Consider the following 21,368-nt stretch of genomic DNA (forward strand, 5'->3'; position numbering starts at 1 on the left):
GGGCTTTTTTGTCGGTTTGATTCCGCCTTGGCTCAGACTTCGCCCTTGCGGGACAGGAAGATGCAGAGAAGCGTGATCATGGCGGCTGCCAGAAGATAATAGCCGACATAGGTCATGCCGTAGTTCACCTGCAGGTAGGTGGCGATGTAGGGCGCCAGCGAAGCCCCGAAGATGCCGGCCATGTTGAAGGTGATCGACGAGCCGGTATAGCGGACAGCGGCCGGGAAGGGGGCAGCAAGTGCAGTACCGATCAGGCCGTAGGTCATGCCCATCGGGATCATCGCGAGAATGACGAACAGGAAGATCATGGCTTCGCCATTGGTCATCAGGAACGGCACGAAGAACGAGAACGCTGCGATCACCAGGGTCGTCAGGATAAGCATTTCACGGCGACCGTAACGCTCGGCAAGCTTGCCGATCACGACGATGAAGATACCGAAGACGACGGAGCCGAGAAGCTGTACTTCCAGCGCATCGAGGAACGGCATCTTCAGGACCTTGACGTTGTAGGACAGAAGATAGGCGGTGCCGATGTAGAAGAGCACGAAGGTGGCGAGTGCCACGAAGGTGCCGAGAACAAGGCTGCGCTTGTGGTTGCGGAAAATCTCGGCGACCGGCACTTCGACGCGCTCGTGGCTGTCGATGGCCTTCTGGAACGCCGGGGTCTCGGTGATCGACAGGCGAACCCACAGGCCGATGGCGATCAGCGCGATCGAGGCGATGAACGGCACGCGCCAGCCCCAGCTCAGCAGCGCTTCCTGCGGCATGAAATGCAGGAGAACCCAGAATACGCCGGAGGACAGGAAAAGGCCGATCGGTGCGCCGAGCTGCGGAAACATGCCGTACCAGCTCTTCTTGCCGGGAGGCGCATTTTCGGTAGCAAGCAGAACCGCGCCGCCCCATTCTCCACCCAAGCCGAAGCCCTGGCCGAAACGGCACAGTGCCAGCAGCAGCGGTGCGAGAACGCCGATCTGCTCGTAGGTCGGCAGAAGGCCGATAATGACGGTCGATACGCCCATGGTCAGCAATGCTGCGACAAGCGTCGCCTTGCGGCCGACGCGGTCGCCGTAATGGCCGAAGACCACGGCGCCGAGCGGGCGCGCGAAGAAGGCGATGGAGAAGGTCGCAAAGGATGCAAGCAGCGCGCTGGTCGGGTCGGCGCCCGGGAAGAACAGCGTCGGGAACACCAGAACGGCGGCCGTTGCATAAACATAGAAATCGAAGAATTCGATCGTCGTGCCGACCACGCTGGCCGTCAGGACTTGTGCAGGAGAGTTCGTTGCAACAGGCGCTAACGGCTCAGCAGACGGCGAAGCGGACTGCGTCGCGTTTGTCATACTGATTCCAGTTCAAAAAAATTCTGAGGCTCTTGGGAGTGCCGCGAAGGGCAGTATCGCAATTTTGTGAATACGAAAACCCTTCGCGCCGCAATAAGTGCAAAAAAGATCGCCGGTTGGGGGAATCATATGGCGTTGCCGCACGCCTGCACCTTGGTTGTCACCGTCGTGCCATATTGCTCCGGGATCACGCGGCGCATTAACCATTCTGTTATTCAAAAAACCCTTTACTATCAATGCTGTGGCGCATCTCGTTAAGCAAAGTAAACGATTTATTAACTATTTTGCGACACTAATTGCGGAACGGCTTGAGGAGAGTCGCGAGGCGCAAGGTTGGCGCAAGCGCAGCTCCTCAAGATTAGGGTATTTTTCAAGGAGTGGTGGATGAGTGGCAAGCACGTGGCTGTTTTGATGGGAGGTTTTTCCTCCGAGCGGCCTGTCAGCCTGTCGTCCGGTTCAGCGTGCGCGAGCGCGCTGGAAGCGGAAGGTTATCGCGTGACCCGCGTCGATGTGGCGCGTGACGTCGCATCCGTGCTTTCCGATCTTCGTCCCGATGTCGCCTTCAATGCCTTGCACGGACCTTTCGGTGAGGATGGCAAGGTGCAGGGAATTCTCGAGTATCTCGAAATTCCCTATACGGGCTCCGGCGTGCTTGCGTCGGCGCTTGCCATGGACAAGGGGCAGGCAAAGCTCGTTGCGGCTGCCGCCGGTGTGCCGGTCGCCGATGCGCTCGTCATGGACCGCCACGACTTTCCTTCCACGCATCCGATGCCGGCGCCTTATGTCGTGAAGCCGGTTCGCGAAGGTTCGTCGTTCGGCGTGGTGATCGTCTCCGAGGATCAGTCGCATCCGCCGCAGATCCTGACGTCCGCAGAATGGCGCTATGGCGATCTCGTCATGGTGGAGCGCTATGTGCATGGGCGCGAGTTGACATGCGGCGTGATGGGCGGCAAGGCCATGGGGGTGACCGAAGTCGTCACCACCGGTCCGGGCTTTTACGATTACGATGCGAAATACGTCGAGGGTGGCTCCAAGCATGTCATTCCGGCGCAAATTTCACCGAATATTTACCAAAAAATACAAGAGTTGGCGGTCAAGGCGCACGAAGCCATCGGCTGCCGTGGCGTGAGTCGTTCGGACTTCCGTTTCGATGACCGCTTCAGCGAAGAGGGTGAAATCATCTGGCTGGAGGTCAACACCCAGCCCGGCATGACCCCTACATCTCTCGTGCCCGAAATGGCTGCTCATGCCGGTTATTCCTTCGGCGAGCTTGTTCGGTGGATGGTGGAGGATGCTTCGTGCCTGCGGTGAATAACAAGATGATGGCTGTGCGGCGTGGCGTTTCCGACGCAGCGGTTGCCGACGAGCGTCGCGTACTGCCGCGGCCGTTGCGTCGCGTCGTTCGCTTCGCCGTCAGCCTCGCGACCGGCCGCATCGATATTCCGCGCCACACCGGCACGTTCTCGACGTTCGGCCTCTTTGCAGCCGTCGGGCTCTACGGCATGTCGATCGGCGGTCATGGCTATGATGTCGCCCAGGCCACGACCGCCTCGATCGGCTTCGCGATCGAGGATGTTCGTGTGTCCGGCAACGAGCAGACCTCGGAAATCGATATCCTTCAGCTTCTCGGCCTCGACGGCACGACGTCTCTCGTTGCGCTCGATATCGATACGGCACGTCGCAAGCTGTCCGAACTGCCCTGGGTCCAGTATGCGGAAGTGCGCAAGGTCTATCCGCGCACAATCGAGGTCATGCTCAAGGAGCGTGTCGCCTTCGCGATCTGGCAGCATGGTTCGGAACTGTCGCTGATCGAGAAGAACGGTTCGGTCATCGCGCCGCTGAAGGACAACAAGTTTGCCGCCCTGCCGTTGTTCGTCGGTCGCGATGCGGAAACAGCGGCCGCAGATTTCGCCGAGGAAATGAATAACTGGCCGGGGATTTCGAGCCGTGTTCGCGCGTATGTGCGTGTCTCCAGCCGCCGCTGGGACCTGCATCTAGACAACGGTGTCGTCGTCAAGCTGCCGGAAAACAACATCCCGCGGGCAATCGCCCTGCTCGATCGCATGGAAAAGGAACAGAGTGTGATGGAGCGTGACATTGCGTCCATCGATCTTCGTCTTGGTGACCGCACCACCATCCAGCTGACCTCGGCTGCGGTGGAGCGTCGCGAAGATGCGCTCGAGGCTCGTACGAAGGCAATCAAGAAGGCGGAGGAGCGTTCGTGAGCGTCTTCGGTTCCTCCAATTTCGGTCTTCCGCGGATGAAGTCTCCGCAGTCGAAGCGCAGCCATGTCGTGTCGGTTCTCGATATCGGATCGACCAAGGTCGTCTGCATGATCGCCCGCCTGACACCGCGTCAGGAAAGCCAGATCCTGCCGGGCCGCACTCACCACATCGAGGTGATCGGTATCGGTCACCAGCGGTCGCGCGGCGTGAAGTCCGGCGTGATCGCCGATCTCGATGCAGCGGAAAGTGTCGTGCGTCTGGCGGTCGATGCGGCCGAGCGTATGGCGGGGCTGACCGTAGACAGTCTGATCGTCAACATCTCCGCCGGCCGTCTGGCCAGTGACGTCTACACGGCCGCGATCGATCTCGGCGGCCAGGAAGTCGAGAATGCCGACCTGCGCAAGGTTCTGATTGCAGCGAGCCAGCAATCGCAACGCCAGGACCGCTCCATCCTGCATTCGCTGCCGACCGGCTTCTCGCTGGACGGCGAGCGCGGTATCCGTGATCCGTTGTCCATGTATGGCGACGAACTCGGTGTCGACATGCATGTCGTGACGGCGGAACGTGTTGCGCTCAAGAACCTCGAGCTCTGCGTCAACCGCGCGCATCTGTCCGTCGAAGGCATCGTCGCGACGCCTTATGCCAGCGGCCTTGCTGCCCTCGTCGATGACGAAGTGGAACTCGGCTGTGCGGCGATCGACATGGGCGGCGGAACGACGACGATCTCGGTTTTCTGCGAAGGCAAGCTTGTGCATACCGATGCGATCGGTCTGGGCGGTCATCATGTGACGACCGATCTTGCCCGCGGTCTGTCCACCCGCATCGAGGATGCCGAGCGGATGAAGGTCGTGCACGGGTCTTCGCTGGCGAACGGCGCGGATGAGCGTGACGTGATTTCGGTCCCGCCGATCGGCGAGGATGATCGCGATCAGCCGACCAACGTGCCGCGCTCGCTCGTTACCCGGATCGTCAATGCCCGCATCGAAGAGACGCTGGAATTGATCCGCGACCGGATCCAGAAATCCGGCTTCAGCCCGATCGTCGGCAAGCGTGTCGTCCTGACGGGCGGCGCCAGCCAGCTGACCGGCCTGCCAGAGACCGCCCGCCGGATCCTGGCGCGCAATGTTCGCATCGGCCGCCCCATGGGCGTGTCCGGTCTGCCGACCGCCGCCAAGGGGCCGGCTTTCTCCACCGCCGTCGGATTGATCATCTATCCGCAGGTCGCAGACATGGAGACACACGCTTCGCAGGGCGGGCTGATGGCCTCGCTCGGCAACGGAAACGGCAGACTGGCTCGCGTTGGCCAGTGGCTGAAAGAGAGTTTTTGACGGGAAGGCACCCTCTCTCGTCAAATCGGGTTGTAAATGAATTGGCCAGCTCGGCGATGCGGCCAGGAGAAGAAGGAAGAATGCAATGACGATCAAGCTGGACAAGCCTGATATTACCGAGCTGAAGCCTCGGATCACCGTATTCGGCGTCGGCGGTGGTGGCGGCAACGCCGTCAACAACATGATCACTGCCGGGCTCGAAGGCGTCGATTTCGTCGTTGCCAATACCGACGCCCAGGCGCTGACCATGACCAAGGCCGAGCGTATCATCCAGATGGGTGTGCAGGTCACCGAAGGTCTCGGCGCAGGTTCGCAGCCGGAAGTCGGCCGTGCGGCCGCCGAAGAGTGCCTCGATGAGATCATCGACCACCTGAACGGCACCCACATGTGCTTCGTCACCGCCGGCATGGGCGGCGGCACGGGTACCGGTGCTGCTCCGGTCGTCGCACAGGCTGCCCGCAACAAGGGTATTCTGACCGTCGGCGTCGTCACCAAGCCGTTCCACTTCGAAGGCGGCCGCCGCATGCGCCTCGCCGAAGAGGGCATCCAGGAACTGCAGAAGTCGGTCGACACGCTGATCGTCATCCCGAACCAGAACCTGTTCCGCATTGCCAATGACAAGACCACGTTCGCCGACGCATTCGCGATGGCCGACCAGGTTCTGTACTCGGGCGTTGCCTGCATTACCGACCTGATGGTCAAGGAAGGCCTGATCAACCTCGACTTCGCCGACGTTCGCTCGGTCATGCGCGAGATGGGCCGTGCAATGATGGGTACCGGTGAAGCTTCCGGTTCTGGCCGTGCGCTGCAGGCGGCCGAGGCCGCTATCGCCAACCCGCTGCTCGACGAAACCTCGATGAAGGGCGCACAGGGCCTGTTGATCTCGATCACCGGCGGTCGCGACCTGACGCTGTTCGAAGTCGACGAAGCCGCGACCCGCATCCGCGAAGAAGTCGATCCGGACGCCAACATCATCCTCGGCGCTACCTTCGACGAAGCGCTCGAAGGCCTGATCCGCGTCTCCGTCGTCGCGACCGGCATCGATCGCGCCCATGGCGATATCGACCTGCGTGCGGCTGAAATGCGCGCTGCGCAGAAGCCGATTATCCGTCCTTCCGCGGCCGTTGCTCCGGCGCCGGCCGCACAGCAGCCTGTCATGATGCAGGCCCCCCAGGCACCGAAGGCTGCCGATCCGATCGCCGATACCATCCGTCAGGCTGAAGCCGAGATGGAACAGATGCTCGCCATCCCGACACCTGTCGCTCCGGCTCCGCAGCCGGCAGTGCAGCCGCAGCAGGAATTCCGCCCGCAGAGCCGTATCTTCGCAGCCCCGCCGGCCGACATGCCGGCTCCGGTTGCCAGCCGTCCGGTCCAGCCGGCACCGGTTCAGCAGCATCAGCCTGCACCGGCTCCGGTCATGGCTCAGCCTGCACCGCGCATGGCGCAGCCGGTTCATCATGAACACGTCATGGAACCTGTCCGCATGCCGAAGGTCGAGGACTTTCCGCCGGTGGTAAAGGCCGAGATGGATCACCGCTCGCAGCCGGTCAGCCACGTTCAGGAAGAACGCGGGCCGATGGGTCTTCTGAAGCGCATCACCAGCTCGCTTGGCCGCCGCGACGAAGAAGAGCAGGTCCATTCCGACATGACCTCTTCGGCTCCGGCTCCGCAGCAGCGCCGTCCGCTGTCGCCGGAAGCAAGCCTCTACGCTCCGCGTCGCGGCACTCTCGACGACCACGGCCGTTCTGCCCCGCAGGCTTCGCATCACGAAGACGACCAGCTGGAAATTCCGGCTTTCCTGCGCCGCCAGTCTAACTGAGTTAACGGCGTATAACGAAGTTGAAGAGGCCCGGATCATGGCATCCGGGCCTCTTTGCATTTTCCGTTTACGGACGATTCGGAAATGGCCGTTATGCGTCAATGCCTTGATAGGCTCCGCATGGATCAAATCCGATGTGGAAAGATGCTTATTGCTGCTGTCAGGAAACCGTAACAATGCGAAACGAACAGTGATTTGAGAAGCGCTGTCGGCATGCGTATTTAGAACGGCAAATGAAGGTGGGGCAATCTGACTCGATGGTTCCACACACGGCCCGCGAAAGGCGGTGCCGACAAGGAATTGAGAAGGCGTACGTAATGACAATTGGATTGCTCGGGTTTCAGGCAACGATCGCTGCTCCGGTTTCGTTGAGCGGCATCGGTGTTCATTCTGGAGCGCCCGTATCGATCACGTTCCAGCCGGCCGAAGCCGGTACCGGCATCGTGTTCAGCCGAAATCTCGCAGATGGCTCCACCGTCGAATACCGCGCGATCTCCTCGCAGGTCGGTCCGACGGACCTGTGCACCGTGCTCGGCGTCTCGCCGGCCAAGTGGGTTGCGACGATCGAGCATGTCATGGCCGCACTCTATGCCATGGGCATCGACAACGTTATCGTCGAGGTCGACGGCGCGGAAATGCCGATCATGGACGGCAGCTCCTATCCGTTCATCGACGCGATCGAACAGGTCGGAACCGTCAATCTCGGTATCAAGCGCCGCTACATCCGCGTCGTGAAGCCTGTTCGCATCGAAGCCGGCGCATCGTGGTCGGAATTCCGCCCCTATGACGGTACGCGCTTTGAAGTGGAAATCGACTTCCCGTCGGCGCTGATCGGCCGCCAGAGCTGGAAGGGTGACCTGACGGCTGCCAGCTTCAAGGCTGAATTGTCGCGCGCCCGCACCTTCGGCTTCATGCGCGATGTCGAGCGTCTCTGGGCTGCCGGCTATGCGCTCGGTTCTTCGCTGGAGAACTCGGTCGTCATCTCCGACGACGAGACGGTGGTCAACGTCGAAGGCCTGCGTTACGCCAAGGACGAATTCGTTCGCCACAAGACGCTCGATGCGGTTGGCGACCTGGCGCTTGCCGGCGCACAGTTCATCGGCTGCTACCGCTCCTATCGCGGTGGCCACAAGATGAATGCGAATGCGCTCAAGGCGCTGCTCAGCGATCCGAGCGCCTATGAAGTCGTCGAGGCACCGTCCTCCGTCGCGACGCGCGTTCGCGCCGGCGAATTCGTGCCGGTCAGCATCAGCGAATGCGCTCCGTGGTTTGCCTGAGCAAATCGATGTGATCGATCATGATCAAGGCGGGCCGCTTCCTCACCGAAGCGGCCTTTTTCTTTGCAATTAGGCACTTGGCGTCGATCACCGCCACAAAAATGCATTAATGCCAAACCATTGCGTTGCCCTGACCTTGCTTTTATGGCTAGTACGCCGCTTAAGCACGGGTAGTTTTACACGGGGACGATCAGGGACTGTCGGATGGCTGATGTAAAGTCTGTAGGAATGCGTAGGTTGACCAGGATCGGCGTCCTGTCGATTGCGCTTATCGGAACCGGACTTGGGGTGGCTTCGTGCCAGTCCGACAAGGACATCGACATTACCAAGCTCGGCTTCGAGACCGAATCGCCCGAGATGCTCTACAATCAGGGCCTGGCCAACATCAAGGCCGGCAACATGGCCGAAGCGGGCCGCAAGTTCGACGCGATCGAAAAGCAGAATCCGTTTACCGAATGGGGCCGCAAGGCGCTGGTGATGAGCACGTTCACCAAGCAGCGCATGGGCCGCAACGACGATGCGATCGCCTCCGGCAACCGCTATCTCGACCAGTATCCGCGCAGCCAGGATTCGGCTTACGTCCAGTATCTGGTCGGCTTGAGCTATTCCAAGCAGATCGCCGACGTGACGCAGGACCAGCGCCCGGCGCAGCGCACGATCGAGGCGATGCAGAAGGTCGTCACCGATTATCCCGATTCGGAATATGTCGAGGACGCACAGGCCAAGATCCGCTTCGCCCGCGACCAGCTGGCCGGCAAGGAAATGCAGGTCGGACGCTATTATCTCGAACGCAAGGAATATCTGGCCGCGATCCAGCGCTTTCGCGTCGTCGTCGAGCAGTATTCCAACACCAACCAGGTGGAAGAGGCACTCGCCCGCCTGACCGAGACCTACTATGCCATGGGTATCGTCGAAGAAGCGCAGACGGCTGCCGCCGTGCTTGGCCGTAACTATCCCGACAGCCAGTGGTATGGCGACAGCTACAAGCTCCTGCAATCGGGCGGCGTAGAGCCGCGCGAAAACCGTGGCTCGTGGATTTCGCGCGCCGGTGCACGGCTTATCGGCGCCTGAGGCGCCGACATTCTCGAATAAGGGGCCTCGAGCAAGGGGCGTTGACGAGGTCCTATGCTGATCCAGTTGTCGATCCGCGATATCGTTTTGATCGAACGGCTGGATCTCGGATTCGAGGCCGGGCTTTCGGTGCTGACCGGCGAGACCGGTGCCGGTAAATCGATTCTTCTCGACAGCCTTTCGCTGGCGCTCGGCGGGCGCGGCGATGGCGGCCTTGTGCGCCACGGCGAGGACAAGGGGCAGGTCACGGCCGTGTTCGACGTGCCGGGTACTCACTCTGCACGAAAGCTTTTGCGCGACAATGGTCTGGACGACGACGGCGACCTGATTTTCCGCCGCATCCAGTCTGCCGATGGACGCACGCGTGCGTCGATCAACGACCAGCCTGTCAGCGTCCAGCTGATGCGCCAGATCGGCCAGGTTCTCGTCGAAATTCATGGCCAGCATGACGACCGGGCGCTGATCGACACGAATGCGCATCGCACGCTGCTCGATGCCTTTGCGGGCCTCTCGGACGAAGTTTTGCAGGTGTCGGGGCTTTACCGCACATGGAAGGATGCCGAGCGCGCCTTCAAGGCGCATCGCGCCAAGGTGGAGGCTGCCGCCCGCGAAGCCGACTACATCCGCGCCTCCGTCGAGGAATTGGAGGCGCTTTCGCCGCGTGACGGCGAAGAGGACGAACTGGCCGAGCAGCGGTCGAAGATGCAGAAGTCGGAGCGGATTGCCGGCGATATTGCCGAGGCATCCGAATTCCTGAACGGCAATGCGTCTCCCGTGCCGATGATCGCCTCGATGGTGCGTCGGCTGGAGCGCAAGAGCCATGAAGCGCCGGGACTTCTGGAAGAGACGGTCGAGCTGCTCGACCAGGCGCTCAACCATCTGTCCAGTGCGCAGATGGAAGTCGAGGCCGCGCTTCGGCGTACCGAATTCGATCCGCGCGAGCTTGAGCGGGTCGAGGAACGACTTTTCGCCCTGCGCGCGGCCGGCCGCAAGTATTCCGTCGCCGTCGTCGATCTGCCGGCGCTCGCCGAGAAGATGGTCGCCGATCTCGCCGATCTCGATGCGGGTGAGGAGAGGCTGGGCGAGCTGGAGAAGGTGGCCTTCGCCGCCAAGGACGCGTTCGACCGCGCTGCCGCGGCACTTTCTGCGAAGCGCAAGACCGGGTCGGACGCGCTTGCTGCCGCCGTGATGGCGGAGCTGCCGGCGCTGAAGCTGGAACGCGCGCGCTTCATGGTCGAGGTGACGGCCGATGCGGAAGGGGCAACCGCCGAGGGGATCGATACCGTCGAATTCCATGTGCAGACCAATCCGGGCACGCGTCCGGGGCCGATCATGAAGGTCGCCTCCGGTGGCGAGCTTTCGCGCTTCCTGCTTGCGCTGAAAGTGGCGCTTGCCGACCGTGGCTCGGCGCCGACACTTGTCTTCGATGAAATCGATACCGGTGTGGGCGGCGCGGTGGCCGATGCCATCGGCCAGCGGCTGAAGCGATTGTCAAAGACCGTGCAGGTCCTTTCCGTCACCCATGCACCGCAGGTGGCGGCGCGGGCGGCGACGCATCTGCTGATCTCCAAGGGGCCGGCTGCGGATGGATCCGAGAAGATTGCGACACGCGTGGCGACCATGGCGCCGGAGCACCGGGCCGAGGAAATCGCCCGCATGCTTTCGGGTGCTTCCGTGACCGACGAGGCGAGGGCTGCCGCTGCTGCCCTATTGTCGGACAACGGCTGAGGCGCAGCCTCATCTCCTGCCTGCCTATTCCGCTGCCTGGAGTTTCCGGGAGCGTCCGGCCATGCGCGACAGGAGATTGTCCTTCCAGACGAGGCGGTGGATGACGACCATGGCGATATGTCCGCAGACCAGTGCGAGAAGCGTCCAGGCGAGCGTGCCATGCAGGAGATTGGCGGGGGCGACCATCCAGCCGATGTTTTCGCCGCCGCGCGCAACGAGCTGCTGGCCGAATAGAGCAAGCCCCCATTCGGAACCGGCCGCGCGAACCAGCGCCATGGCCGGGATGACGAGCATCAGCAGATAGAGAACGCCGTGGCCGGCGCGGGCTGCGAGGCCGAGAAGACCCTTTGCCTGCGGCGGGCGATCCTTGAGGTTGTAGAAGCCCCAGAGTGCGCGAAGGGGTGTCAGAACGAGGATGACGACGCCGAGTTCGCCATGGGTGCTGTTCAGCAGATCGGTCAAGCCTGAGCGACCGAACAGTGCGCCGATGACCATGCCGGAAAACTGCCAACAGATGACGAAGGCCATGCTCCAGTGAAAGGCGCGCGAGATGAGGCCATAGCGAAGCCCGTCGTCTTTCCAGTCGTTCGCCATGTTCACTCTCCCGACGGCATTCATGCGTTAAGATGATTGTTGGGCGCAGGTATTACGATGGCGGGACGCATGACGTCCAGCGGGCGATGCCGTGCTTCCACACGCATGATGCGATAATCGGCATGAAGTTTCGGGACGTTGGTTTCGACGCGCCTTCCATTCCGGAGCGTTTGCACTAGAAAAGCGGTTGAAGATGGAGATTCCCGCATGGCCGCCGATTTGACCCCGATCGAGACACTTACCGAGCAGACGGCGGTTCTGGAGCTGGAGCGGCTGGCGCGCGAACTCGCGCATCACGACGAGCTTTATCATGCCAAGGATGCGCCGGAGATTTCCGATGCCGATTATGACGCGCTGAAGCGCCGCAATGCCGCGATCGAGGAACGCTTTCCGCAGCTGATCCGTGCCGACAGCCCGTCAATCTCGGTCGGTGCCGCACCGCTCGCCACTTTTGCGCAGATCACCCATTCGCGCCCGATGCTTTCGCTCGACAACACGTTTTCGGACGAGGACGTGCGCGATTTCGTCAATTCCGTCTATCGGTTTCTCGGGCAGTTGCCGGACAATTCGATCGCCTTCACGGCTGAGCCGAAGATCGACGGGTTGTCGATGTCGATCCGCTACGAGAACGGCATTCTCGTCAATGCCGCGACGCGTGGCGACGGAACGACGGGCGAGAACGTGACTGCCAATTTGAAGACGATCAGAGAGATCCCGCAGCGCCTGCCGAAGGGCGTTCCTGGCGTCGTCGAGGTGCGCGGCGAGGTCTATATGGCCAAGAGCGACTTTCTGGCGCTCAACGCCGAAATGGAGGCGCAGGGCAAGCAGCTCTACGTCAACCCGCGCAACACTGCCGCAGGCTCGCTGCGCCAGCTCGACGCCAAAGTGACGGAAAGCCGAAAGCTGAAATTCTTCGCCTATGCCTGGGGCGAGATGTCGGAGCCGAACGCATTGCCGAAGACGCAGTTCGAGATGGTGCAGACCTTCAAGGACTGGGGTTTTCCGGTCAATCCGCTGATGAAGCGGCTGACATCGGTGGAAGACATTCTGGCGCATTACCATGAGATCGGTCTCGCGCGGCCAGATCTCGACTACGATATCGATGGTGTCGTCTACAAGGTCGACCGGCTGGACCTGCAGGCGCGGCTCGGGTTTCGCTCGCGCTCGCCACGCTGGGCGACGGCGCATAAATTCCCGGCCGAGCAGGCGTTCACGACTGTCGAGAATATCGACATCCAGGTTGGCCGCACCGGCGCGCTGACGCCGGTTGCGCGTCTCACCCCGATCACGGTGGGCGGTGTCGTCGTCACCAATGCGACGCTGCACAATGCCGACTATATCGAGGGGATCGGCAATTCCGGCGAGCGCATCCGCGAAGAAGGCCACGATATTCGCATCGGCGACACGGTTATCGTGCAGCGGGCGGGGGATGTCATCCCGCAGGTGCTCGATGTTGTGATGGAGAAGCGTCCGGCAGAGGACTTGCCGAAGTATGCGTTTCCGACGAAGTGCCCTGTCTGCGGCAGCCATGCGGTGCGGGAAAAGAACGAAAAGACCGGCAAGCTCGACTCCGTCACCCGCTGCACGGGCGGTTTCGTCTGCCGCGCACAGGCGACCGAGCACCTGAAGCATTTCGTCTCGCGCAACGCGTTCGATATCGAAGGCTTCGGCACCAAGCAGGTGGACTTCTTTTTCGAGGCCGAGGATGCTTCGCTGCAGATCCGTACCGCGCCTGATATTTTTACCCTGAAGGCGCGGCAGGAAACCTCGTCGCTGGTGAAGCTGGAAAACATCGATGGCTTCGGCAAGGTCAGCGTCAGAAAACTCTTCGATGCCATCGACGAGCGCCGCTCGATCGCGCTCAACCGGTTCATCTATGCGCTCGGCATCCGCCATGTCGGCGAGACGACCGCAAAGCTGCTCGCCCGCCATTACGGAACCTATGAGGCCCTGGAAGCGGCCATGCAGGACGCCTCGTCACTGACCGGTGATGCGTGGGCAGATCTCAACAATATCGAAGGCATCGGCGAAATCGTCGCGCGCGCCATCGTCGAGTTCTTCAAGGAGCCGCGCAATACCGAGGTCATCGGACGCCTGCTCAAGGAGGTCACGCCGCAGGCGGCCGAGCAGGTGGCCGCGTCCGACAGCCCTGTCGCCGGCAAGACGGTCGTGTTCACCGGCTCGCTGGAGCGCTTTACCCGTGACGAGGCCAAGGCGCGGGCCGAAAGCCTCGGCGCCAAGGTGGCAGGCTCCGTCTCCAAGAAAACCGACTACGTGGTCGCCGGCCCCGGCGCCGGCTCCAAGCTCGACAAGGCCAGGGAACTCGGCGTCGAGGTGATGACGGAAGACGAATGGCTGGTGTTTATCGGCGGGTGAGAATCACGTTCTCAGCCGCGCCATGGTGAAGGCATCGACATAGAGACCATCGCGCAGGGCGAATGCAGCGAAGCGCCCTTCGGTGACGAAACCTTTGCGGCCGTAGAGGCGGATTGCGCTTTCGTTGTCGACGAATACGGTCAGTTCGATCCGGCGCAGGTCGAGCCAGTTGTCCGCCAGATCAATCACGGCATCCATCAATGCGGAGCCGACACCGCGGCCAACGAACTCGTCGTGGACGCCCATTCCGAGTGTCGCAACGTGTCGGCGCCGTCCCTGCATGGGGCCGATGAAGATGCTGCCGATGATGCGGCCATCAAGGTCGGCGACGATTTCCTTTGCGCCGCCATTCAGGCTTTCCAGCCGTTGCCGCGTCTCGGCAATGGTCTGGAAGGGCAGTCGCAAGGTCCCATTTCGCACACCGGGCATATTGGCGATGGCTGTCAGTTGCTCAGCGTCCGCGGGCGTCGAGGCGCGCAGCTCATATCCTTGCAGCCGCGGCGCTATGGGCGGCTCGGCGTCATTTGCATTTCGGGAATTCATGTTCTCTCCTGGGATTTAAGCCGAGGCAGAGAGGGTATCGCACCATCCCTGCCTTTATTCGGCAGGGTGGTGGTCGGATGATCGGCTAACGCGCCAAACCCGCCACGCGCCCTGCAGGGCGGATGGTCATGGTCACATGGGTAAGGGCGGCGCGGTTGATCATGGCGATATTGGGGGTTAAATGCACAGTAAGGTCAAGCTGCAAAATCTGGCGGTCTTTGCAGAATCGTATACTCCAGCCTAAAAGGGCGGGAATAAATGTGACCCGGAAGCCGCCTTGAAAACCATTGCCATCGACTTCGAAACCGCCAACGAGCAACGCGGCAGCGCCTGTTCGGTTGGGCTTGCGTGGATCGAGGACGGGCGTGTGGTGCGGGTCGAGGAGCGATTGATCCGGCCGAAGGACATGCGCTTTTCCTCCTTCAATATCGGCATTCACGGCATTCGCCCCGAACAGGTGGAGGACGCCGGCGAGTTTCCCGAAGTGATGGACGAGTTCGCCGATGATTTTGCCGGGGCGACGATGATTGCCCACAATGCCGCCTTCGATTTCAGCGTCTGGCGCGCCTGCTCAGACCAGTACCGCCAAGCCTATCCCGAGCTTACCTATATGTGCAGCGTCAAGATGGCGCAGCGGGTATGGCCACAACTGATGTCGCACAAGCTCAACGTGCTGGCACGGCATATGGGCCTGTCTTTCCTGCATCACAATGCGGCAGAGGATGCGGCGATCTGCGCGCAGGCCTCGATCGCGATTGCGCGTTCGCTCAAGCTTGCGGATGTCTGCGATATACCGGCCGCGATCGGCATGAAGGCCGGTCGCCTCTATGCCGGTGGCTATGATGCCTGCACGATGCGCAAGCTATAGCGCGCCTGTCGCGCGTTCTCCGCTCGCTGTCTTGCAGTTAAGGCCGCAAGCCTTATCTCTCTTCACGCATCGTTGACCGGAGATAATTGCCATGCCCGCCTTTCGCCGCCGTCTTGCCCTTCTTGCTTTCACCGCAACCGCGGTCTCCCTCACCATACCCGCATGGGCGCAGGTGGTCGGAGAGGTCGGGGTGGACTGGATCGGTAACGATATCATCGTCGAGGCCGTGCCGGATCCGCAGGTCAAGGGCGTGACCTGCCATGTGACCTATTTCGACCGCAGCGTCATCGACCGGCTGCGCAACGGCAACTGGTTCGAAGACCCGTCCAACAGCTCGATCGCCTGCCGCCAGACCGGGCCGGTCGAGATCGGCGATATCGAGCTGGACAAGGGGGGCGAGGAAGTGTTTCGGCAGGGACGGTCGCTGATCTGGAAAGACCTGCTGGTCAAGCGGATCTATGACAAGACCAATGACACGCTGATCTATCTCGCCCATTCGCGCCAAGTCGTGGAAGGATCGGCCAAGATGGCGATCTCCACCGTACCGCTTTACGGCCAGCAGGTGACCTGGGCCAACGGCAAGCCATGATTAGCCGCTGACGGATTGAGCGTCTCGAGGGACACGCGTGTTCCGATCGGAAACGAAAGAGCCGGGCCTGTTAAAGGCCCGGCTCTTTCATGGTCTTGATCCGATCTTATCGGTAGTAGACGATCTTGCCGCCGTTGAGCGCGGTCTGGATGTTGAGCACGTTCTGCGGGTCAACATTCTGCTCTTCCAGCGATGCCAGGATCATCGGGTCGGAGGTGGCCTCCGCCTGAGCGCTCTGGATGACGTCGGTGGTCGGATCGGTAATGGTCGCCGGTGCGCGGCTGCCGTTACCGGTGCTCGGGTCGGCATTGATGTCGACGATCGTCACACCCGGCGTCGAAGACGTGGACGTATCCGTGCCGAGATCCTGAGCATAGGCGCCGGCTGCGAAAGTGGTGGCCGAAATCATGGCGGTAAGTGCGATAATCTTTTTCATCATAATGCTCCTTGCGTTTCTTTAAGTGGTGTCGATCGCTGCCGGACTGTTCCAGTCACCCGGTCAAAATATCCGGCTGCATCGTGTCTCAGTGGACGGCTGGATAATCCGCGTAACGGCCAAAGCGTTCCAAGAAAAAATCGTTATTTTGCAATTATTTAGAGTTCCATCACAAGCCTGTGCGGCACATGGTTGTGAGGCTTTGTGACAGGCAAACGAAAACACCCGCCGGGTCGCCCCGGCGGGTGTCTGTCGAAAGGCATGTTTGCCAGGATCAGGCGGCTTCGCGCTGCAGTTCCTCGGCGATCACGGTGTCGAGATTGAGGAAGCAGACCATGGTCTTCTCCAGCGCGACAATGCCGCGGCAGAAGTCGCGCTGGGCTTCCGGGATGATTTCCGGCGCCGGCTGCAGGTCCTCGGAGCGGATGGTCATCATGTCGGAAACCTGCTCGACAAGCAGGCCGACAAGCTTGCCAGCGATATCGGTGACGATGATCGCTGAACGCTCGGACGGTTCGGTCATCTTCATGCCGAGGCGGCAGGCCATGTCGATGACAGGGATCACCGCGCCGCGCAGGTTGATGAGGCCCAGCACGTAGGGCGGTGTGTGCGGCATCGGAGTTACCGGCGCCCAGCCGCGGATTTCGCGGATCGCCATGATGTCGATGCAGAACTCCTGGTCGCCCAGGTGAAACGAGACAATCTCGAGATAGGCGCCGGACTGCTTTATCGCATTGCTCATGTCAAAATTCTTCCGTTGGTCTGAAAAAGCCCGACGATCTGCGGGCATCAAGAATCGCGTCTGGATCATCTTTGCCGTGGAGAAGTGAAAAACAGGTGAATCACCCGGCCGCCAAGGTGAAGGCGTATCTGCCGAAGTCTTCCCGGTCGCGCTGTTCAGGGCGAATGATTTGCGGTAGATCATCACCATGAACTTCGCGTCAGATCTCAAGTCGGGCCTGCCTCTCATGCTGATCTTCGGCCTGCTGGCCGCGGCTCTATCGATGCTGGGCTTCTGGGGCTGGATCAGATACGGCTCGGCCATTGTTCTTTCCGCCGGAGAAAGCGCTCTTTCCTGGTGCTTCTGAGTCCTGTCACGGGCTCTGTGTTGAATTGCATCGGCCGGCGTATGCGTCTATCCACTATGCGACTGCTTCGATGGGGTTAGAGACGCGAACATGAAAAGCCTTCGGATTATTCTTTGGGTCGCGGCGTTTGCGCTTGCCGGCGTGCTTGTCTGGCTGACGCTTGAAATTACCGAGCAGAAACAGACGATGGCGGAAGGACCGTTCGGCGTGCCGTTCACGCTTGTCGCCCAAGATGGCCAGCCGATCACCGAACAGGCGTTTCGAGACAAGCCGACTGCCGTCTTCTTCGGCTTTACGCATTGCCCGGAAGTGTGTCCGACGACGCTTTTCGAGCTGAATGGCTGGATGGAGAAGGTCGATCCCGACGGTACGAAGCTGAATGCCTTTCTCGTCAGCGTCGATCCTGAACGGGATACGCCTGAGCTGCTCGGCCAGTATGTCTCCAATGTCAGCGCTCGCATCAGGGGCATTTCCGGCGATCCGGCGGCGGTGAACGCCATGGTCAAGGGCTTCAAGGTCTATTCCAAAAAGGTGCCGGTCGACGAGGCCGATCCTGACGGCGAGTACACGATGGACCATACGGCATCGGTCTTTCTGCTCGACGATGGCGGCCGGTTTGCCGGCACGATTGCCTATGGCGAGAATGCCGAGACGGCGGAGAAGAAGCTGGCCAACCTGATCGGCGGCTGATTGGGGGCTAACCCCTCTTATCGGTTGAACGGTGGCGGCCTTCTGTGGCAATGCTCCCGGCAACAACCGATAAGAGAGAAAAGCCCGTGAGCGAAATCCGCCTCTATGTAACCGTGACCGAACAGACGGCACCCGAAGTCCTCGATATCCTCTCGGACGTCTTCGGTGAGGAGGATTTTGCCATCGCCACCACCGAGGTGGACGAGAAGCGCAATATCTGGGAAGCCTCGGTCTACATGATGCTCGCCGACGAGGACATGGTGCGCGAGCGCGTTGCCGCAGCACTTGTCGGGCCGTTTGCCGAACTCGAGATCAAGCGAGAGATCATTCCCGATGTAGACTGGATTGCCAAGTCGCTGGAAGGCCTGAAGCCGGTCAGGGCAGGGCGGTTCATCGTTCACGGCTCGCATGACCGCGACAAGGTGCGCGAGAACGATATCGCCATCGAGATCGATGCCGGACAGGCGTTCGGTACCGGCCACCACGGCACGACGGCGGGTTGCCTCGAAGTCATCGAAAAGGTGCTGCACGGGCGCGTGGTGCGCAATGCGCTCGATCTGGGCACCGGCAGCGGCGTTCTGGCAATTGCCGTGCGCAAGCTGAAGGACATCCCCGTGCTTGCGACCGATATCGATCCTGTCGCCGTCGATGTGGCGCGGGAAAATGTCGAGCGCAACGGCGTTGCTTCCGGCATCAGGGTGGAAACCGCGCCGGGCTTCGATTCCCAGGTGTTTCGCGATGAAGGTCCGTTCGACCTGATCATCGCCAATATTCTTGCCAAGCCGCTGATGATGATGGCGCCGGACCTGGGCAACCACCTGACGCCCGGCGGCTCGGTCATCCTGTCGGGCATTCTTGCCGAACAGCGCTGGAAAGTGATCGCCGCCTACAAGGATGCGGGCATGCGTCACCTGTCGACGATCTGGCGCAACGGATGGGTGACGATGCACCTGACGAATGGCTGATTCGATGAGCTGCACACTTGCAACAAGCGCATAGCGGCGTGTTGCCGCAACCGTAACTCATGGAAAAGGCGACGTCCGGGACGTCGCCTTTTGTCTATCCGATCTGCGTGACTGCACACGGGGGAGCTGTTTGCGGACACTCGCTGCCAACGGGCGACGGTGACCGCCCGTGATCGTCAGTAAATGTAGCGGGTCGCGCCCTTGCGGCGAAGTTCTTCGCGGGTCGTGCCGAGGCCCTTGAGAGTTTCGTCATCGAGCGACATCAGCGCGCCGTTGACATAGCGGGAGACCTGACGCTCGCGAGCGGAGACGACGCGATTGAATGCCGTGCGGAAGAAAGAATTTGCCATCGACGTGTTCCTTGGTGCCAAGCGACACCTGTCGCTTTCATCTGTTGTGAATATAAGCGCATGTGAAATGCCTAGTGAGTAGGCTTCGGTCATTGGTGCTATGATGCTTGTGCATGGCGGCGCGGGTGACGGCAGGCCGGTTTTCGCTGTGCAGAATGACGAATGGTCCCGTTGAGGGTGGCGGTGAAGCGGGGAAGTCCGCTAACATGGATTACGACATCCTGTTTATCTCACCGGAATGCCCATCATGTTTCAGTCCTTTGACAACAAATCCACCCCGCAATTCGGCCGGGAGCGCGTTGCCGCGATCCGTGACCGGTTCGACGAACTCGGCATCGACGGTTTTCTCGTGCCGCGGGCCGACGAATACCAGGGCGAGTATGTGCCGGAATCGGCCGAGCGGCTGTCCTGGCTGACCGGCTTTACCGGGTCGGCCGGCGTAGCGCTGATCACCCGCACACAGGCAATCGTCTTCGTCGACGGACGGTATGTGACGCAGTTGGCGGAACAGGTGGACGGCAGCGTCTTCACCGGTGGCGATCTGGTCAACCTGCCGCCACATCTGTGGTTGCCGGCCAATGGCGCAAAGGGTTTTCGGCTCGGCATCGATCCATGGCTGCATGGCGGGGCGGAAGTGAAGAAGCTTGCGAAGGGACTGGCGTTCATTGGCGGTTCGGTGGTGCAGCTGTCTGAAAACCCGCTCGATACCGCCTGGGCAGAGCGTCCCCAGGAGCCGCTTGGCGCTGTGGTCGTGCAGAAGGAGGCGCATGCGGGCAAGCCGGCGGCCGAAAAGATCGCCGAGATCGCGGCCGGATTGAAGGCGAAAGACGTTGCGGCGGCGCTGATCGCCGACCCGTCTTCGGTCGCCTGGATCTTCAATATCCGCGGCGCCGATGTGCCGCATACGCCGCATCCGCTGTCGCGCGCCATCATCGGTGCGGACGGTTCGGCCGAGTTGTTCATCGACGAACGCAAGATCGGCCCTGAGGCGAGGGCACATATCGTGCCGGTGGCGACGCTTTTCTCGCCATCAACGCTGACGGAGCGTATCGGCCGGCACGCGGCGGATGGCGGGCGTATTCTCGTCGATCCCGAGCTGACGGCGCTGGCGCTGGTCAACGCCATCGAGGCTGCCGGTGGCACCGTGGTCGAGGGGACCGATCCGGCGCGGTTGCCGCGGGCGATCAAGAACGCCGTCGAACTGCGCGGTTCAGCCGAGGCGCATGTCCAGGATGGCGTGGCGATGGTTGAGTTCCTCTACTGGCTCGATCGGGCGGAACCCGGCTCGGTCACCGAAATCCAGGCGGTGGAAGCACTGGAGGCGGCGCGCGCCCGCGTCGGCCAGACGATGCAGAACCCTTTGCGCGACGTATCCTTCGACAGTATTTCCGGTGCCGGCGAACACGCGGCGATCATGCATTACCGGGTGACGCGTGACAGCGACCGGGCCATCGAGGGCGGCGAGCTGTTCCTGATCGATTCAGGCGCGCAATATGTGAACGGCACGACGGACATTACCCGCACGGTGGCTATCGGGGCGGTACCGGAAGACCGCAAGCGCTTCTTCACGCTGGTGCTTAAGGGCATGATCGCGATCAGCACGGCGCGCTTTCCGAAGGGAACGCGCGGCTGCGATCTCGATCCCCTGGCACGTATCGCGCTGTGGAAAGCGGGGGCCGACTTTGCCCATGGCACAGGGCATGGCGTTGGCTCCTATCTCTCCGTGCATGAGGGGCCGCAGCGGATCTCGCGCCTCGCGACGCAGGAACTGCTTCCCGGCATGATCCTGTCCAATGAGCCGGGTTACTATCGGCCGGGGCATTTCGGCATTCGCATCGAAAACCTGATCCATGTTCGTGACGCAGAAGAGGTCGAGGGTGGCGATATGCCGGTCCGTTCCTTCGAGACGCTGACCTGGTGCCCGATCGATCGCCGGCTGGTCGTCGCTTCGCTGATGACGACTGAGGAACTCGACTGGCTGAACACCTATCATGCGAGCGTGCGTGAAAAGCTGATGCCGCTGATCGCCGATCCGGCCATACAGGCATGGCTCGACGCCGCGACGGCGCCGATCGCGGCATAGA

Annotated in this window: 20 protein-coding genes; 14 read left to right on the forward strand and 6 right to left on the reverse strand. The window is 61.4% G+C overall.

What is annotated here, in order from left to right:
* Positions 1-32: 32 nt before the first annotated feature.
* Positions 33-1,337: an MFS transporter gene (locus AC0JZ4_RS12735; RefSeq protein WP_471886739.1), complete on the reverse strand. Its 1,305-nt coding sequence runs from the start codon at positions 1,335-1,337 to the stop codon at positions 33-35.
* Positions 1,338-1,721: 384 nt separating this feature from the next.
* On the opposite strand from AC0JZ4_RS12735, the gene AC0JZ4_RS12740 reads away from it, so the two are divergent.
* The 7 genes from AC0JZ4_RS12740 to recN all read left to right on the forward strand — a co-directional run bounded on the left by AC0JZ4_RS12740 (position 1,722) and on the right by recN (position 10,785).
* A complete protein-coding gene (locus AC0JZ4_RS12740) occupies positions 1,722-2,648 on the forward strand; it encodes a D-alanine--D-alanine ligase (protein ID WP_471886740.1) in 927 nt (308 codons plus the stop codon).
* A gap of 8 nt (positions 2,649-2,656) precedes the next feature.
* The gene (locus AC0JZ4_RS12745; protein ID WP_471887881.1) at positions 2,657-3,562 is read left to right on the forward strand and encodes a cell division protein FtsQ/DivIB; all 906 of its coding nucleotides are present in this window, start codon (positions 2,657-2,659) and stop codon (positions 3,560-3,562) included.
* Positions 3,559-4,890 carry a cell division protein FtsA gene (gene ftsA / locus AC0JZ4_RS12750; RefSeq protein WP_471886741.1) on the forward strand — a complete coding sequence of 444 codons (1,332 nt, stop codon included), beginning with the start codon at positions 3,559-3,561 and terminating at the stop codon, positions 4,888-4,890. Before AC0JZ4_RS12745 ends, ftsA begins: the two co-directional genes overlap by 4 nt.
* An 85-nt stretch (positions 4,891-4,975) precedes the next feature.
* Positions 4,976-6,709: a cell division protein FtsZ gene (gene ftsZ / locus AC0JZ4_RS12755; protein WP_471886742.1), complete on the forward strand. Its 1,734-nt coding sequence runs from the start codon at positions 4,976-4,978 to the stop codon at positions 6,707-6,709.
* 317 nt (positions 6,710-7,026) lie between these two features.
* Entirely contained in the window at positions 7,027-7,986 is a 960-nt protein-coding gene (lpxC, locus tag AC0JZ4_RS12760) for a UDP-3-O-acyl-N-acetylglucosamine deacetylase (RefSeq protein WP_471886743.1), read from the forward strand.
* Between the two features lie 204 nt (positions 7,987-8,190).
* Positions 8,191-9,057 (forward strand): outer membrane protein assembly factor BamD, encoded by an 867-nt coding sequence (locus AC0JZ4_RS12765; RefSeq protein WP_471886744.1) that lies wholly within the window; start codon positions 8,191-8,193, stop codon positions 9,055-9,057.
* A gap of 54 nt (positions 9,058-9,111) precedes the next feature.
* Positions 9,112-10,785 carry a DNA repair protein RecN gene (gene recN / locus AC0JZ4_RS12770; protein ID WP_471886745.1) on the forward strand — a complete coding sequence of 558 codons (1,674 nt, stop codon included), beginning with the start codon at positions 9,112-9,114 and terminating at the stop codon, positions 10,783-10,785.
* A gap of 24 nt (positions 10,786-10,809) precedes the next feature.
* Here recN and AC0JZ4_RS12775 read toward each other — a convergent pair whose 3' ends face one another.
* Positions 10,810-11,379, reverse strand: coding sequence for a cytochrome b (locus AC0JZ4_RS12775; protein ID WP_471886746.1), 570 nt, complete (start codon positions 11,377-11,379; stop codon positions 10,810-10,812).
* A 207-nt stretch (positions 11,380-11,586) separates the two neighbouring features.
* On the opposite strand from AC0JZ4_RS12775, the gene ligA reads away from it, so the two are divergent.
* Complete coding sequence (gene ligA, locus AC0JZ4_RS12780; protein WP_471886747.1) at positions 11,587-13,755, forward strand: NAD-dependent DNA ligase LigA; 2,169 nt, start codon at positions 11,587-11,589, stop codon at positions 13,753-13,755.
* Positions 13,756-13,758: 3 nt separating this feature from the next.
* On the opposite strand, the gene AC0JZ4_RS12785 is transcribed toward ligA, so the two are convergent.
* Positions 13,759-14,298 (reverse strand): GNAT family N-acetyltransferase, encoded by a 540-nt coding sequence (locus tag AC0JZ4_RS12785; protein WP_471886748.1) that lies wholly within the window; start codon positions 14,296-14,298, stop codon positions 13,759-13,761.
* 277 nt (positions 14,299-14,575) lie between these two features.
* Between AC0JZ4_RS12785 and AC0JZ4_RS12790 the strand changes: the two genes are divergently transcribed.
* Together AC0JZ4_RS12790 and AC0JZ4_RS12795 are read left to right on the forward strand one after the other, a co-directional pair.
* Positions 14,576-15,166, forward strand: a complete 591-nt coding sequence (locus AC0JZ4_RS12790) for a 3'-5' exonuclease (protein WP_471886749.1) — start codon at positions 14,576-14,578, stop codon at positions 15,164-15,166.
* Between the two features lie 91 nt (positions 15,167-15,257).
* Positions 15,258-15,755: a CreA family protein gene (locus AC0JZ4_RS12795; protein ID WP_471886750.1), complete on the forward strand. Its 498-nt coding sequence runs from the start codon at positions 15,258-15,260 to the stop codon at positions 15,753-15,755.
* Positions 15,756-15,861: 106 nt separating this feature from the next.
* On the opposite strand, the gene AC0JZ4_RS12800 is transcribed toward AC0JZ4_RS12795, so the two are convergent.
* Together AC0JZ4_RS12800 and AC0JZ4_RS12805 are read right to left on the reverse strand one after the other, a co-directional pair.
* Positions 15,862-16,191 (reverse strand): hypothetical protein, encoded by a 330-nt coding sequence (locus AC0JZ4_RS12800; RefSeq protein ID WP_471886751.1) that lies wholly within the window; start codon positions 16,189-16,191, stop codon positions 15,862-15,864.
* A 274-nt stretch (positions 16,192-16,465) separates the two neighbouring features.
* A complete protein-coding gene (locus AC0JZ4_RS12805) occupies positions 16,466-16,933 on the reverse strand; it encodes a chemotaxis protein CheW (RefSeq protein WP_471886752.1) in 468 nt (155 codons plus the stop codon).
* A gap of 187 nt (positions 16,934-17,120) precedes the next feature.
* On the opposite strand from AC0JZ4_RS12805, the gene AC0JZ4_RS12810 reads away from it, so the two are divergent.
* The 3 genes from AC0JZ4_RS12810 to AC0JZ4_RS12820 all read left to right on the forward strand — a co-directional run bounded on the left by AC0JZ4_RS12810 (position 17,121) and on the right by AC0JZ4_RS12820 (position 18,934).
* Positions 17,121-17,279 carry a hypothetical protein gene (locus AC0JZ4_RS12810; protein ID WP_471886753.1) on the forward strand — a complete coding sequence of 53 codons (159 nt, stop codon included), beginning with the start codon at positions 17,121-17,123 and terminating at the stop codon, positions 17,277-17,279.
* 90 nt (positions 17,280-17,369) lie between these two features.
* Positions 17,370-17,969, forward strand: a complete 600-nt coding sequence (locus AC0JZ4_RS12815; protein ID WP_471886754.1) for an SCO family protein — start codon at positions 17,370-17,372, stop codon at positions 17,967-17,969.
* A gap of 86 nt (positions 17,970-18,055) precedes the next feature.
* On the forward strand, positions 18,056-18,934 hold the full coding sequence (locus tag AC0JZ4_RS12820) for a 50S ribosomal protein L11 methyltransferase (RefSeq protein WP_471886755.1): 879 nt from the start codon (positions 18,056-18,058) through the stop codon (positions 18,932-18,934).
* A 176-nt stretch (positions 18,935-19,110) separates the two neighbouring features.
* Here the strand turns inward: AC0JZ4_RS12820 and AC0JZ4_RS12825 are convergent, their stop codons facing one another.
* Complete coding sequence (locus tag AC0JZ4_RS12825; RefSeq protein WP_471886756.1) at positions 19,111-19,284, reverse strand: hypothetical protein; 174 nt, start codon at positions 19,282-19,284, stop codon at positions 19,111-19,113.
* Positions 19,285-19,531: 247 nt separating this feature from the next.
* Here AC0JZ4_RS12825 and AC0JZ4_RS12830 point away from each other — a divergent pair, with 247 nt between their 5' ends.
* On the forward strand, positions 19,532-21,367 hold the full coding sequence (locus AC0JZ4_RS12830) for an aminopeptidase P family protein (protein ID WP_471886757.1): 1,836 nt from the start codon (positions 19,532-19,534) through the stop codon (positions 21,365-21,367).
* Position 21,368 lies beyond the last annotated feature (1 nt).

Source organism: [Rhizobium] kunmingense (assembly GCF_977018605.1).

Coding starts and splice junctions, on each gene's coding strand:
- AC0JZ4_RS12735 (WP_471886739.1), bottom strand. CDS start 1,337: ATGACAAACGCGACGCAGTCCGCTTCGCCGTCTGCTGAGCCGTTAGCG.
- AC0JZ4_RS12740 (WP_471886740.1), top strand. CDS start 1,722: ATGAGTGGCAAGCACGTGGCTGTTTTGATGGGAGGTTTTTCCTCCGAG.
- AC0JZ4_RS12745 (WP_471887881.1), top strand. CDS start 2,657: ATGATGGCTGTGCGGCGTGGCGTTTCCGACGCAGCGGTTGCCGACGAG.
- ftsZ (WP_471886742.1), top strand. CDS start 4,976: ATGACGATCAAGCTGGACAAGCCTGATATTACCGAGCTGAAGCCTCGG.
- lpxC (WP_471886743.1), top strand. CDS start 7,027: ATGACAATTGGATTGCTCGGGTTTCAGGCAACGATCGCTGCTCCGGTT.
- AC0JZ4_RS12765 (WP_471886744.1), top strand. CDS start 8,191: ATGGCTGATGTAAAGTCTGTAGGAATGCGTAGGTTGACCAGGATCGGC.
- recN (WP_471886745.1), top strand. CDS start 9,112: ATGCTGATCCAGTTGTCGATCCGCGATATCGTTTTGATCGAACGGCTG.
- AC0JZ4_RS12775 (WP_471886746.1), bottom strand. CDS start 11,379: ATGGCGAACGACTGGAAAGACGACGGGCTTCGCTATGGCCTCATCTCG.
- ligA (WP_471886747.1), top strand. CDS start 11,587: ATGGCCGCCGATTTGACCCCGATCGAGACACTTACCGAGCAGACGGCG.
- AC0JZ4_RS12785 (WP_471886748.1), bottom strand. CDS start 14,298: ATGAATTCCCGAAATGCAAATGACGCCGAGCCGCCCATAGCGCCGCGG.
- AC0JZ4_RS12795 (WP_471886750.1), top strand. CDS start 15,258: ATGCCCGCCTTTCGCCGCCGTCTTGCCCTTCTTGCTTTCACCGCAACC.
- AC0JZ4_RS12800 (WP_471886751.1), bottom strand. CDS start 16,191: ATGAAAAAGATTATCGCACTTACCGCCATGATTTCGGCCACCACTTTC.
- AC0JZ4_RS12805 (WP_471886752.1), bottom strand. CDS start 16,933: ATGAGCAATGCGATAAAGCAGTCCGGCGCCTATCTCGAGATTGTCTCG.
- AC0JZ4_RS12810 (WP_471886753.1), top strand. CDS start 17,121: ATGAACTTCGCGTCAGATCTCAAGTCGGGCCTGCCTCTCATGCTGATC.
- AC0JZ4_RS12815 (WP_471886754.1), top strand. CDS start 17,370: ATGAAAAGCCTTCGGATTATTCTTTGGGTCGCGGCGTTTGCGCTTGCC.
- AC0JZ4_RS12825 (WP_471886756.1), bottom strand. CDS start 19,284: ATGGCAAATTCTTTCTTCCGCACGGCATTCAATCGCGTCGTCTCCGCT.
- AC0JZ4_RS12830 (WP_471886757.1), top strand. CDS start 19,532: ATGTTTCAGTCCTTTGACAACAAATCCACCCCGCAATTCGGCCGGGAG.